Below are 13850 nucleotides of genomic sequence, written 5' to 3' on the forward strand. Positions count from 1 at the left end.
TGATACTTCATCCGCAGCGCTTGCTGTTTCTGATGTGTGAACGTAGTGCTAAGCGTTGAGCTGACGACTATCTCCACTGACAATCAGCTTTGCTGTTTGTACCAACATCGCAAGATTGATGTGACGAGCAGGAGCTAAACGGTTGTGCGCCCCTACGTGCATTGGCGATTGACCGCAATCGAGCCATCTAACCACACGTGCCGGCGTGCTGCCCAGACCGCAATGCTGAAGCGGTTTAGTTCCTTCAGGCATTGGAGTCCTGCATCCCCAACTCGCGTTATGATAGGGCAGGAATTGATTGTCGGTATGGAGATGAATGTATGTTTCAACCAACACGATGGGGCTGGTTCGTTCTGATAGCAGTATGCGTGACCATAGCGGTGATCGCACCTCCATCGCTGCACGCGGCGCATGGTGTTACCTTGTCGGCAATACCTGAACAGACGATTGCCGGAGATCACGGGTCATCACGCCTAAGCCAGGAGCCTGAGCCATCCCCTATCAGTGCCTTGTTCAATCGCTACGCCATCTGGCTACTGCTGGTGTTTTGCAGTTCGATGCTGGCATTACTCGGTGCCGCCGCTATCGCGGCACGGATGCGGCGGATTGCCGGCGGTGACGACGAGAAGTAGTATTCAGCATAACCGGTAAACCTTTCGCCTCTTCAGGCGGATATTGACCCATTTGTGAAGTTTGGCTTTTTCGTGGACGCAGGGAGGTGGTGAGCACCACTATCAGACGCTGGTGACTCTTGGTTACTTACCGTGATGCGAGTGGTTTTGGGGAGGTAAGGCCACTGGATACTCCTACGCCCTGGCCGCCGCCAGCGCGGCGTTGATGATGGCGATGATCGGCTGCACTTGTTTCAGCCAATCGTTTGTGGACGGCGTCCAAAGCGACCGACATTCCTCGGTGTCCCATAGGGCAGCCCGGTAGTTGCGCCACAGGGTGGTGAAACGCCAGCGCTCTGCCTCAGGTTAGCGAGCAATGCGGTCACGACGGTCTGGGAGGGCTGCTTCCTGGTCATGGCATACCTCCTGGATGGTGATCGTGGTTGCTGATACTGACTCACCATACCAGCCCGGGGCGAGCCGGAGGCTCATGCTCTCAGGATGCAGAGTAGTGCTGATCGGTACCATGCTTCTATGCTACCAGGTTTGATATTACCGGTGGAGCACCTGGCCGCATTTTAGCCTGGGTATGACTGCGCGATGCACATCTTTGCGCAAGAGTTGGAGTAAACAGTAAAGAGACGAGGCAGTCTATCGCCACCTCGTCTCTTTTCCGTTCTACCTGATAAGCTTAACCAAAACGTTATGACTTCACGTGAAATGTGGCAACCAGTCTGCCGAACTGGAGTTTTGTGCCGTCACTGATCGGTGTTGGCGTCTGTGGTTCGATGCGCTGCCCGTTGACACGGGTATGATTGGTACTGTTGAGATCAACAATACTCCACTGATTGCCGATATGGACAATCTTTGCGTGTTGACGGCTCACCCCGCCTAATTCGCCGCCGTATGGGGTTAGATCGATTTCCGGAAAAATATTACTCACCGGGTCTTCTCGCCCGATAATGTATTCGCTCCTGCCCGGTGCTAGTGTGATCTCACTCCCATCGGCCAGTACCAGACATGCCTCTGGGGCAGGAAGAATTGAGACTGGCGTGCCAATTGGTGTTGGTGCTGCCGGATGCGCGACCGCAGCAGGCGCAGGTGTTGGAGCGTTTCCTAACAGCGCCGCAAGTTCAGCCTCGGTTTTAGCCAGTTCAGCCCGCGCTGCATCAAGACCGGCGAGGATAAATGCGGGGACGCTGCCAGCCGGATAGCGGGCCGCCATCTGTTCGTACTGTGCCACTGTCTCGCGATGGGCAGTGAGTAGCCCTTCCAATCGGGCAATTTCAGCCGGGTCTGGGCCGCTGGGTAGCGCAGCGAGTTCAGCTTCGGTTTTAGCTAGTTCAGCCCGCGCTGCATCAAGACCGGCGAGGATAAATGCAGGGACGCTACCTGCCGGATAGCGGGCCGCCATCTGTTCGTACTGCGCCACCGTCTCCTGATGGGCAGCCAGCAGTGCTTCAAGGCGTGCACGTTCAGCGGAAATATCAGCAACCACAGGTGCTGATGACATTTGGGCAACCGGTGGATGTGGTGGCTCAGCAGGTGCGTCGGGTGGTGGTGTGACGACGGCTGGTGTTTCAGTGACCGGTGGTTCAGCATCGGCTGCTGATGGTAGCTCAACAATCGTCGGCCCTTCAACCACTGGTGACGGAGCGAACACCGTCGGTGCATCGGCGGCGGTTGGCCCGGCAGGTGCGGCGGGAGGTGGGGCGATAATCGTCGGCTCGTTCGCCGTCGGCGCAATCACCGTCGGCGCATCGGCGGCTGATGGCCCAGCAGGTGCGGCGGGAGGTGGGGAGATAATCGTCGGCTCGTTCGCCGTCGGCGGCGGTGCGATTACCGTCGGCGCATCGGCGGCGGTTGGTGGCTCGGCAGGTGCGACGGGAGGTGGGGCGATGATCGTCGGCTCGTTCGCCGCAGGTGGCGGTGCGATTACCGTCGGCGCATCGGCGGCGGTTGGCCCGGCAGGTGGCGCAATCAACGTAGCCTGATCGTTTCCAGCAGCCGGTACTGGCGGGGTTGTCATCAGGTCAGCGCCACAAATACTACAAAATCGTTCACCGGGCAACACAGTCGCACCGCAAGCCGGGCAGGATGGCGCGAGTGCAGTTGGTTGATCGGGAGACACCATAAGCGGTACCGATGACGAAGTCGGCTCAGCCAACCGTCTGCCGCATTGGTCACAAAAGCGATTGGTTGGATCATTCTGGGCACCGCAAGAGGGACAGATAATCATAGTCGTTCCTCATACTGGCTAGCAGTCGCTATTGTGAGCGACGAACGAAACACATCAGGGAACCATGTTCAGAACATTTCTCGAACATCAGGAATGGCATGATCCGTAAGATGCTCTCTCATTTTGCACCACCGTGTTAATCGCCGTGAGCGCATTGTACGCAAGACTATAGGGCAAGGCGTATGATGACCATATTCCCACAACAGTGTGATCACGTGACAGCAACATTTGCCGGGTACATCAGATACACACCATTCCGTCCTTCAACGATGTCGAGAAATTCCTAGTGATCATCTAAACGTTGCGTGAGCCGGCGTGTCGCATAGCGCAGCTCTTTCTGGGCTTGCGGGCTGAGTTGTTGACCCTGTTCGAGCGCTACAGCCTGTTGCTGGGCCTTCTCTGCCAGCTCCAGTTCGCCGAGATCAAGTAAACGAGTGGCGGCTGCACGCAGTTTCTGGGTGGCACCGGCCACATTGCCACTGGTCATTTCGTTAAGCGCTTGTGTTTGCAGCTTAAACGCAGTAACCCGCTCAACCAGATTCATGACCGCCGGGTTGTAACTTTCCGTCCCAACCTGATCGGCTACATCGAGCAGGATGTCTTGCTTAATCACAAGCTCACTGCTCTGATGAATCGGTTTGGTGTGAAGTTCAGCCTGCGCAATCCGAAACCGACCTTTCGCCCGTGGCGGAATCATCAGATCAATCAGAACTGCTGCCGGCTGTCCACCAACCAGATCGCCGAGACGCACGGCGACAGTCGATTCACCAATCGGCTGATAGCCAAGATTGGCAATAACCGGTTTAACGCGATAGACGGTACGTGGCGTGGCATCACGCACAAACCGTAAGAGCAGACGGGTCTCGGTTGCTACTGTTGCCTGCGCTTCGTGCACGGCTTGCTGAAAGAAGGTGCCGATCTGTTCTGGCGCAGCAATATAGTCGCTATAGCCGTTACTGGCTGCGGCAATATCGTCGAGAAGCTGCTCATTCCATTCGGTGCCCAGCCCAAAAGCGACAATCTGTACCCCGGCCTGACCTAATGATCGAGCCAGATCGCGACAGAGCGGTTCATCTCCCCAGGTCTGACCGTCGGTGAGCAACAGCATGCGACTGAGTCGGTCAGAACCGAGGTGCTTCTGGAGTTCAACCTGACCGGCCTGCATTCCCAGCGACATAGCCGTACCTCCGGCCTCGCTGATCGAGTCGACAGCAGCCAGCAGTGCCGAGCGGTCACCGACAGGGGTAGCCGGGATCAATGTCTGTACCGTATCATCAAAGATGACGATTGCTGCGATGTCAGTTGGTTGTAATTGCTCAATCACCCGCCGGGTTGCGGCTTTCAAATTATCGAGCTTTGCCCCCTGCATCGACCCCGAACGGTCGAGCACGAAGCAAAGGTTGAGGGGAAGGGAGGGGGCCAGGGTGGCCGGCGCTACCGCTTCAACGAGCAAATATCCAACTTGCGGGGTGGTCGAGGATGGAATCGGTGCACGTCCCCACTGGCAGGTTAGAGTTATTGTATCAGCCATACGCTTATGATCCCATCTGTGCAATCATGAAACCTAACACACAACAGAGTAGAAAGGCGCCGCTACTACTCGCAAAGCCAATAGCCGCATCGCGCCGCCCGTGTAGTGTTTGAGCCGTATTCGGACTGACCAGAGCAATCAGGCTGAGAGTACCACCAATGAGCGCGAACAGGATTGCTCCCATAGCGAGAATTAACCCGAAGCCACCGAACAACTCATCGGCGCCGAAAAGGGTAAAGGCTGCCAGGATGATCGCAACCACCATCAACACATCACTAATGATTCCGATCCAGCGCCCGGCGATGGCCATTCCGGTACTGGGTGTAACGGCAGTAACCTCACTGCCAATAGGGCCGGAGCGAGCAGCTACTGATGCAACGCCTGGTTGCACATTGACCAGTTGTTGGCTGCCAAACAGTGCCTGCTGGAACTCGATCACACTGGCAAAGCGGCGGCTCGGATCGTTATCTGTGGCGCGGGCAATCGCCGCTGCTATATACGCCGGTACCGAGGGATTGAGTTGCGTGATCGGCGGTAAGCGAAACGGCGTGGTGCTGGGATCGTGACCGGTGAGCAGATGGTGCATCAAGACGCCGAGGCTGTAAATGTCGGAGCGGGCATCGGTCTGCCCACGACCGTACTGTTCGGGGGCGCTGTAGCCAGGGGTACCGAATGCCTGCGTATCGCGCTCCTTGTCTGGCTTGAAAAGTCGGGCAATGCCGAAATCAACCAGCTTGATTGTGCCTTCCGGCGTGATCATGATGTTCGTCGGTTTCAGATCGCGAAAGATGATCGGTGGCTGCTGGGTATGCAGGTAGGCCAGCACCTCACAAATCTGGGCAGTCCAGCGCAAGACTTCGTGCAGGGGGCGCGGCAACCCTACGCGATTAACATAATCGCGCAAGTTCTCGCCGGGCACAAACTCCATAACCAGGTAGTGCCGACCATTCTCTTCAAAGTGATCGGTGACCCGCGGTAAGGAAGGATGGCTCAATCTCGCCAGTAATTCTGCCTCTTGCTGGAATGCAGCCTGGGCCTGCTGGCGCTCAAGCGGTGAGGTGATAGCGGTGTCGCTCATCTCCTTAACCGCCCATTGGGCGGTACTGAGTCGTCGATCTGTGGCCAGATAGACCGATCCCATTCCACCTGCGCCGAGTCGCCGTCGCAGCTCATAGCGTCCCTGCAACACCTGAAGTGGCGGGGTTGTGGCCGGTACTTCCTCTCTGCGGATCCGTGCTCCACATTCCGGGCAGAAGATAATCTGATCGTGTACACTAGCGCCACATTGTGGACATCTCATAGGCTTAGTCTCACCAGGATAACCGCGATGTTGTCTTCACCACCTGCCTGGTTTGCCGCTGCTACCAGCGCTTTGCAGGCTTCTTGTGGATCGGCTTCCTCAGTAATGATACGTTCCATGACCGGATCACGTGTCATTTCCCACTGACCATCTGAACAAAGCAAGAGCGCATCGCCGGGACGCAGGTGAACCTGAAACAGATCGATCTCCGGCTCAGCGCGATCACCGAGTGATCGCAAGACGGCATTTCGCTGTGGATGCGAATAGATCTCGTCTTCGCTGAGATGTCCAAGTTCGACCAGCCGCATGACCAGCGAGTGATCTTGACTGATCCGTTGCAGCTTACCGTCGCGAAAGAGATAGGTGCGACTATCGCCGACGTTAGCTACCACTGCCCGATCACCGACCACCAGCGCCATGGTTAAGGTTGAACCCATATCGTTTGCCTGCGCACGGCCTTCGTTGTAAATCGCCTCATTCGCTGCCAGCACTGCCTGACGTACCAGTGATTGCATGTCGGCTTCGTGATACAGACGAGGGCCGGCCAGCATTTGTTGCAGATACGAGTCAATAATTGTCTGGGCCGCATGCCGTACTGCCAGCCCGCTGGCTACTTCACCTGCGGCGTGCCCACCCATACCATCAGCAACGATGTACAATCCCCAGCTCTGTCGTTGACCGTTGTTTTCCAGGCAGAGGGTAAGTTTGAACAGGCTATCTTCATTGTGATCGCGCACCCGCCCAACATCACTGTATGCGCCGGCTACCTGCAAGAGCGGTACCGGATGTGTTCGTTCATCACGCAGCGCTTCCAGTCGCCTGGCAACCGCAGTTGCATCAGTCAGTTCACCGGTACGAATCTGGCGCAGGATAGTCCCCAGGCTGTCAGTTGCCTGTTCGGCATCAATGATAGTAGCTTCGTCCAGCCGCTGGGTGGTTCTTGGGATGGCAGTCAATCGTTCCAACACATCGGTCAGTACGCGCAAATCGGTCTGAAATGCTGTTGCCCGTTCATCATCACTGACCAGGCGCAAATGATTGGCGTGGCGGAGGCAAACCTGCGTCGGTCCAATAAGACCGAGATCGTCGATGGTGAATGTTCCCAGGCTTATACCAGCACTATGGAGACTAACCAGCAAGCGGGCCAGCGCAGCGCCTATCGTAAGCGCTGTTGTCTCATCAAGAGGACTGTTCAGTGGTTGCAGTTCCTGATCGAGCAGGACCGTCAATTGCCACTCATCAAATTCATATTGATCGACAATATCAGGTAACATCGCTCGTGCCAGGGGGTCAGCCAGGCGCGAGATGAGTGCTGGCCCTTGTGGCATTGTGCGTACCGATAAAAAAGCCGGATATGTACGCACTTCGAGGGCAGCACCACAATCGATGCAATACGACTCATTGGCTTCATTCGCGACCGAGCCGCAGGCCCAGCACCGCTGCCACGGTGCCAGATCACGCACTTCCAGTGGGCCAACGGGCCACGGGTCGGGCAACGGATAGGTTGGGGCAAACCGATTGGCAAAGAGAGGCAGGTTCGCTTCCATCATCTCCTCCTCACCGCTGAGCGGTGATGTGAGTGGATCAATTGCCTGGGTCAGCATTGTGCTCAGGCAAGCGTCGGTAACCGGCAAGGGTTCTCGCCCTGGTAAGGGTTGACCGCAGCCGGCGCAGCAACGGGCATTGGAACGATTCTCGGTACCACATGTCGAACAGCGCATATCGTCCAACCTATGTTGTTGCAGGTATGCCAGTGAAACGAGCCAGGACAATTGAAATGTTGTCGCTCCCACCCCGTTGATTAGCCAGGTCTATCAATCCACTCACCGCCAGACCCGGCTCGTGCACGATAGCCATCTGCGCCAGCTCCTCATCGGTCACATGGTTGAACAACCCATCTGAGCAGAGCATCAGCACATCCCCGGTCGCCAATGGTTGAACCAGCGTATCAATTTCCAGAGGTTGATCGGCTCCCAGTGAGCGGTAAAGGATGTGGCGTTGCGGGTGAGTGCGGGCTTCTTCCGGGCTAAGCTGACCAATATCGACCAGACGTGCCACGATGGTGTGGTCTGTTGTAAGCTGATGCCAGACCGGGGTCTCATCACCTGTTCCAGGGGTAATCAGGTACGCACGGCTATCACCGACATGGGCAATGTATGCCCGGCGATGAATGATCAGCGCCAGGGTCAAGGTTGTTCCCATACCGGCACGCTGAGGATCGCTGTGTGCTGCGGCAACAATCTGTCGGTGTGCTGTCTGCACGGCTGCTCGCAGCAACGATAACCAGTCATCGTCGGTTGTGGGTAATGTCGTGTTAAGTTCCCGTTGCAGAAAGCTCTTGATTGTTTCACTTGCCAGTTGTGAGGCAACTTCACCGGCTGCCGCTCCCCCCATGCCATCAGCAACCAGCAGTAAATAGCCAAGCGGTTCGTCACCCAGGCTAAACCTGCCGGCGTACACCGTGTCTTCGTTCAGCGAACGCACCTGTCCGGTGTGGCTTCGCACGGCAATCTCGGCTTGCAGGGGTGGTGGTAGCGGAGTGGCCTGCCACGGTGGTTGCAGGGCTGCCCCACACGAAACACAGAAGCGGGCACCGGCACGGTTGCCACGACCACAATGGGGACAGGCCAGCGGATAGCGTCGTTGCGCCGGTAGGCGGGTTGTGATCCGTACTGTTTCGCGTCCTTGTCGGATTTGTTGTGCCAGACTGGCCAGAATCTGCGAGAGTTCGTTCAGCGCCTGGGCTGCCTGATCGCGGGCGACACCGGCAGAGTTCTCGTATTGCTGACGCCAGAAAGCAACTCCTGCTTCCACGATCACCAGCAGATCACGCAGACTGATCGTATCGGCAGTAAGGGTGAGTTGTCGCTCGCCGGTTACAATCACCTGTTCGGGTAATACTGACAGCGGGGCACCACAATGAGGGCATACCTGTTGTGCAGCCCCGGTTGCTTTGCCACAGATTCTGCATTGCCCGCGCTTGTGCGTTGCCACCGGTTGTCCTTATCATTCCCGAACGAGGTTGCGTTCCTTACCCGTATGACGTTACAGATGCGCTATTGGATGCAGCACCCGATTGTTTGCCTGACGCTTGATGTTTTGGTTTCAGGGTATTGCAAATCAGGGCGAGATATGCTATCACAAAACAGGAATTGTTTGCTTAAAACGCCCTGCATTATAGCACAGGAGCTGCGATTGTGGCACCCGCTCAACCGTCAGTGTGTCCCTTTTGTCAGGCCCCACTAGGCCGTTCGGATGCGCGATTTTGCCCCGCATGTGGTCGATCACTGCCAGTTCCGGCAGCGACCGGTCCCTCTACCATCATCACCACCGGTAGTGCGACACTCCATATCAGCGAGCCAGGTGTAGAACGTGATGTTGTCTTAGGCGTACAACCGCTAACCATTGGTCGGGCGCCCGACAACGACATTGTCCTGCAATCGCGTTTTGTCAGTGGTCGGCACGCTCGTATCGAGCCGAATGGACAGGGGCATCGCATTGTTGATGTTGGCAGTCGTAATGGCCTGCTGTTCGCCGGTCAACGCATTACGATGCGTGAACTGGCCGATGGCGATGTATTGCGCATCGGTGATCCGGCTACAGGTAATTTTGTCTCACTGACGTATCACAATACGGCTCTGACCACAACCGCAGCTTTGCGCGAAGTCCCCAGCCGTTTTCCGCTCGATCCCAACGATCCGGAGATCACGATTGGTCGCATTGGTTGCGACATCATTCTCGATAATCCGCAAGTTTCACGCTTTCACGCCCGGCTTGATCGCGCCCCTGGTGGTGGCGTGCTATTGCGCGATATGGGCAGTACCAACGGTACATTTGTGAATGGTCAGCGGGTAACCGCGCCAGTCGTGCTCAAGCCGGGAGACGTAATCCAGATCGGGGCATTCAAGCTGGTGTACAACGTCACCAGCCTTGATCGCTACGATCAGCGTGGTGCGCTCAGGATCGATGCGCGTAACCTGTCGCGCGTGGTCAGTCGTAACGGAGTACAACGTGTCATCTTGCATGACGTATCACTTTCGATTGCACCGCGCGAATTCGTGGCGATTGTCGGTGGCTCTGGCACCGGCAAGAGCACATTAATGAAAGCGTTGTGTGGCTATGCTCCCGCCGACCAGGGGGAGGTGCTGGTCAATGGTGATGATTTCTACCGCAATTTTGCCGCCTATCGTTCAGTACTGGGATACGTTCCGCAAGACGACATCCTGCATCGCACGCTGGTTGTGCAGCGTGCTCTGGAATACGCCGCTCGCCTGCGGTTGCCGGCTGATACAACCGATCAGGAGATCGTAGCCCGGATTGAGCGGGTGCTCGATGATGTCGAGATGTCTGCTCATCGCGATAAATCTATCGAGGCGTTATCCGGCGGGCAACGGAAGCGGGTGAGCATCGGTGCCGAACTCCTTGCCGATCCCAGCCTCTTCTTTCTCGACGAACCGACCAGCGGTCTTGATCCCGGTCTGGAGAAGAAGATGATGTATACGCTGCGCCGCCTCGCCGACAGCGGACGTACAGTAGTGCTGGTGACGCATGCGACCGCGAATATTACCCAGTGTGATCACGTCATCTTCATGGCCGGCAATGGCCGGATGGTCTTCTTTGGGCCGCCGGCTGCTGCGCTGAACTTCTTCCAGATCACAAGTGGCGATTTTGCCGATATTTACACCAAGATTGAAGGCGTTGCCACTGCCGATCATCCGGTTGTTCGCCAGGATTTACGGGCAGAATACGAGGCATGGCAGGCGGCGCACCCGCAGGCTGCGTCACCACCGAGTCTGGCTGAATTGTGGGAGATGCGGTATCGGCAATCGGCGTTGTATCGGCAATATGTTGCAGAGCGGCTGGCTGCTACCCCCGCCGGCCCGCATGTTGAGAGTGGTCAAACGTCGCAAACGACTCAACGCATCTCGGCCTGGCGGCAGTTCGGGTTGCTGACCAGGCGCTACCTTGATTTAATGCTCCAGGATCGGCGTAACCTGCTCATCCTGTTGCTTCAGGCGCCTATCATCGCCTTACTCCTGTTGCTGGTTGCGCGTAGCGATGCACTAACCGGCGTGCAGGCCCAGGACCTGATCCAACGCGGTGAAGCGAAGAAAGTGCTCTTCATGCTGGCGACCGTGAGTGTCTGGTTTGGTATCATCAACGCGGCGCGCGAAATCACGAAGGAACAGGCGGTTTACCGGCGCGAGCGATTGGTCAATCTGCAGATAGGGCCATACCTGTTTTCAAAAGTTACTGTTCTGAGCCTGTTGATCCTGGTGCAGACCATCGTCTTGTTGGGCATGCTACTGTTCAAAGTCGCACTGCCCGGCGAAACCGGAATTTTGTTGCCACCACTGATTGAAACCTTCCTCACCCTGTTTCTCTCGTCAGGGGCGGGCATGGCACTCGGCCTGGCCATCAGTGCGGCATCGGCTACCCCTGATCGGGCTATCAGTCTGGTGCCGTTTGCCCTCATCCCCCAAATCCTCTTTGCCGGTCTGATCTTTGCTATCGAGGGATTGGCGACACCACTCTCATGGTTAACGATCAGTCGCTGGTCAATGGATGCCCTCGGCGCCAGCCTTGATCTGAACCGTCTCTGCGATCTGCCCAACACTGATGATCAGGGAAGTATTCCGGCAGGATGCACTCCTGGCTTCCTTGAAATCGAGGCTGCTTTTACTCACGACCCGCTACATTTGATTGGGCGGTGGGCGGCACTGCTCGGCTATGCCGGCATTTGTCTCCTGATAACCGCCTGGTTGCTACGACGCCGTGATCGTGTGATATAATAAGTGCGTAATCGATGACGAACTTTTATGTCATTTGCTTTTATGAAACGTGTGCATTCTTTGCGTCATCTTGCATCTTTATGAGCTAAAGTACATTCATTTGCCCTGTGCAACACCTTGACGTAACGCTGACGCTAGCGTATAATCACATCTGACAATATGCAACAGTTGAGATAGTGGTATGTTCGGCGGCACAGACAAAAGTGCCGGCTATCGTTTTTCTTTATATAGAGCTAACCTATGTCACTCGGACAAAAGATCGGTCGTCTGCGTCAAGAACGTGGTCTGACCCTCCAGGAGGTGTCAGAGGGATCGGGGCTAACTCCCTCGTTCCTGAGCCGTCTTGAACGTGATAAGGTTAATATTTCGGTGGCCAACCTGCGCAAACTGGCACAGTTTTTTAGTGTCCAGATGACGCATTTTTTCGAGGGAGAGGACGATCAACAGCTTGGCCAGGTAGTGCGAGTCGCTGACCGTGTTCGCCTCTCGCTCGATGATGCGCCGGTGCAGGTCTTTTCGTTGCTGCCACCCAACAGCGATCTCGATGCGCGCCTGATCGAAGCCTATCCTGGCAGCAGTCAGCAGGGGTTCTCATCACGTGGCAGTCAGATGGTGCATGTCCTGGCTGGTCATGTGCGGTATACTTTGGGTGAGGAGCAGTACGATCTCGCCCCCGGCGATACGCTCTTCTTTCGCGATGATACGGCGTATAGCTGGACGAATACCGGCCATTCGATTGCGACTATGCTAACGGTCAGTACTCTCAATCCACGTGATGAGCGCTGACACGTTTTGGTGAGGTTTCATGAGTATTCTGACCCCTGCGTTCCTCCGTCAGGCTGCCCGCTGGCTGCTGATTGGTTTTTCAATTTACCTCATCGGCTGGCTGCTGTCGGCGGCAGGGTCGGCAGTAACGCCATTTATTTTCGGTGGTGTACTGGCCTACCTCTTTTTGCCGCTGGTGAATTTCTTCAACCGGTGGCTGCCCCGCTGGCTGGCTATTTTGACGGTGTACCTGCTCACGTTTGGGGCAATTGTGGCTGCCATTGCCTTCGTCGTGCCGCCACTGATTGCTCAGATCACGGAGTTGATCCGTGCTCTCCCAGATATTGCCACGATCCAGCGTGAAGCCAACCGGTTGATCGATGAGTATGAGCAGTTACTTGCCAGCCTGCCCCCAGCATTGCAAGCGGAAGTGCAGAGTGCAATTGCTTCCGCAACCGCTGAAGGGCTAAGCACGCTACGGGCCAATTTTGTCAGTTATCTGCAGGGTGTTGGCCAGTTTTTGGTGAACAGTGTCCTTTCAGTGGTCAACACAGTTACCTTTTTGCTCGGTTTCTTCCTGGTTCCGTTCTGGCTTTTCTATGTGCTGATGGATCAACGAGCCGGGCGAGCCTACCTGGATCGGATGATTCACCCCCGTCTGCGTGCCGATTTTTGGGCCATGGTGACAATTATCGATCACGATCTGAGTGGCTATCTCCGTGGGCAGTTGATCCTCGGTACATCGGTTGGACTGGCGGCCTGGATCGGCCTTACGGCCTTGAATATGGCCGGGATGAATATTCCGTATACCGTGTTACTGGCAGTGGTTGCCGGCGTTACCGAACTGGTGCCGGTGATCGGGCCGATCATCGGTGCTATTCCGGCAATCTTGCTCGGTCTGGCCGATTCACCGACGACAGCGCTGGCCGTGACGATACTCTATATTGCGATTCAGCAGCTTGAAAACCATATCCTGGTTCCTCGTATCATTGGTGAGAGTGTGGGCGTGCATCCGGCGATTTTGATGGTTGTCCTGGTAGTGTGCTCGCAGGTGTTCGGGTTACTGGGAGCCATTCTTTCGGCACCGCTCAGCGCAATGGCGCGTGACCTCTTCCTGTATCTGTACGGTCGCCTGAGCGATCCGCCGCGCCCTGCCGGTGTGTTGCCTGAACGACTACGTCCGTTTGTCACCCCAATTGAGGTGCCGCAAACGCCTTCACCATCCCCGGCCCAATCGCCAACCTCTGAGTCGTCATCGGCGCGGACAGCGCCATTATCTGATCCATCACCTACCGACGCTCCGTCGCCGCCCTCGGCGGCTGGTGATCAGCTATCGTGAGTGGCCCGGCGGGTTAAAACCCTGCCTCAATACGTGGAAGCTGGCAAGGCTGGCCTGGCGGCGGGGGTGGATCGGGCGTGCTGGATAGCCCCGTAGACTTGACTTCCGCAACGATTTCGGTTACAGCCGGTGGGTGCCGGGCGTGCTAATGGATAGCCCTGTCGGCCTTCCACAACGCGAGGCAGGGCTTCAGCCCGCCGCACGGTTCCAGCCCGCTTGACGGTGGCGAGAGGCAACCCGTGCGTGCTCCACTCTTGCCCCGCCGGGGCTTGC

General features: G+C 56.6%; 9 protein-coding genes. 4 read left to right on the top strand and 5 right to left on the bottom strand.

Translation table 11 applies throughout. The features are described 5' to 3' along the window. Window positions 1–320 precede the first annotated feature (320 nt). Window positions 321–632: a hypothetical protein gene (locus CAUR_RS13915; protein WP_015909265.1), complete on the top strand. Its 312-nt coding sequence runs from the start codon at window positions 321–323 to the stop codon at window positions 630–632. 682 nt (window positions 633–1314) lie between these two features. Here the strand turns inward: CAUR_RS13915 and CAUR_RS13920 are convergent. The 5 genes from CAUR_RS13920 to CAUR_RS13940 form a co-directional block, all read right to left on the bottom strand. Next, window positions 1315–2850: an FHA domain-containing protein gene (locus CAUR_RS13920; RefSeq protein WP_012258509.1), complete on the bottom strand. Its 1536-nt coding sequence runs from the start codon at window positions 2848–2850 to the stop codon at window positions 1315–1317. 283 nt (window positions 2851–3133) lie between these two features. Continuing rightward, window positions 3134–4381: a vWA domain-containing protein gene (locus CAUR_RS13925; RefSeq protein WP_012258510.1), complete on the bottom strand. Its 1248-nt coding sequence runs from the start codon at window positions 4379–4381 to the stop codon at window positions 3134–3136. A 4-nt stretch (window positions 4382–4385) separates the two neighbouring features. Continuing rightward, on the bottom strand, window positions 4386–5681 hold the full coding sequence (locus CAUR_RS13930) for a serine/threonine-protein kinase (RefSeq protein ID WP_012258511.1): 1296 nt from the start codon (window positions 5679–5681) through the stop codon (window positions 4386–4388). Then, window positions 5678–7402, bottom strand: coding sequence for a Stp1/IreP family PP2C-type Ser/Thr phosphatase (locus CAUR_RS13935; RefSeq protein ID WP_012258512.1), 1725 nt, complete (start codon window positions 7400–7402; stop codon window positions 5678–5680). Before CAUR_RS13935 ends, CAUR_RS13930 begins: the two co-directional genes overlap by 4 nt. 10 nt (window positions 7403–7412) lie before the next feature. Next, the gene (locus CAUR_RS13940; RefSeq protein ID WP_012258513.1) at window positions 7413–8675 is read right to left on the bottom strand and encodes a PP2C family protein-serine/threonine phosphatase; all 1263 of its coding nucleotides are present in this window, start codon (window positions 8673–8675) and stop codon (window positions 7413–7415) included. A 203-nt stretch (window positions 8676–8878) separates the two neighbouring features. On the opposite strand from CAUR_RS13940, the gene CAUR_RS13945 reads away from it, so the two are divergent. The 3 genes from CAUR_RS13945 to CAUR_RS13955 all read left to right on the top strand — a co-directional run bounded on the left by CAUR_RS13945 (window position 8879) and on the right by CAUR_RS13955 (window position 13577). After that, window positions 8879–11473, top strand: a complete 2595-nt coding sequence (locus CAUR_RS13945; RefSeq protein ID WP_012258514.1) for an FHA domain-containing protein — start codon at window positions 8879–8881, stop codon at window positions 11471–11473. A 240-nt stretch (window positions 11474–11713) separates the two neighbouring features. Continuing rightward, window positions 11714–12259, top strand: a complete 546-nt coding sequence (locus tag CAUR_RS13950) for a helix-turn-helix domain-containing protein (RefSeq protein WP_012258515.1) — start codon at window positions 11714–11716, stop codon at window positions 12257–12259. A gap of 19 nt (window positions 12260–12278) precedes the next feature. Then, window positions 12279–13577 (top strand): AI-2E family transporter, encoded by a 1299-nt coding sequence (locus tag CAUR_RS13955; RefSeq protein ID WP_012258516.1) that lies wholly within the window; start codon window positions 12279–12281, stop codon window positions 13575–13577. The last annotated feature ends 273 nt before the right edge of the window (window positions 13578–13850 follow it).

Origin of the sequence: Chloroflexus aurantiacus J-10-fl (assembly GCF_000018865.1) — a bacterium.
Classification (GTDB): Bacteria; Chloroflexota; Chloroflexia; order Chloroflexales; family Chloroflexaceae; genus Chloroflexus; species Chloroflexus aurantiacus.

Excerpts from the sequence above, each read along its gene's own strand:
- CAUR_RS13935 (WP_012258512.1), bottom strand. The coding sequence starts at position 7,402 with ATGCGCTGTTCGACATGTGGTACCGAGAATCGTTCCAATGCCCGTTGC.
- CAUR_RS13925 (WP_012258510.1), bottom strand. The coding sequence starts at position 4,381 with ATGGCTGATACAATAACTCTAACCTGCCAGTGGGGACGTGCACCGATT.
- CAUR_RS13930 (WP_012258511.1), bottom strand. The coding sequence starts at position 5,681 with ATGAGATGTCCACAATGTGGCGCTAGTGTACACGATCAGATTATCTTC.
- CAUR_RS13955 (WP_012258516.1), top strand. The coding sequence starts at position 12,279 with ATGAGTATTCTGACCCCTGCGTTCCTCCGTCAGGCTGCCCGCTGGCTG.
- CAUR_RS13950 (WP_012258515.1), top strand. The coding sequence starts at position 11,714 with ATGTCACTCGGACAAAAGATCGGTCGTCTGCGTCAAGAACGTGGTCTG.
- CAUR_RS13920 (WP_012258509.1), bottom strand. The coding sequence starts at position 2,850 with ATGATTATCTGTCCCTCTTGCGGTGCCCAGAATGATCCAACCAATCGC.
- CAUR_RS13915 (WP_015909265.1), top strand. The coding sequence starts at position 321 with ATGTTTCAACCAACACGATGGGGCTGGTTCGTTCTGATAGCAGTATGC.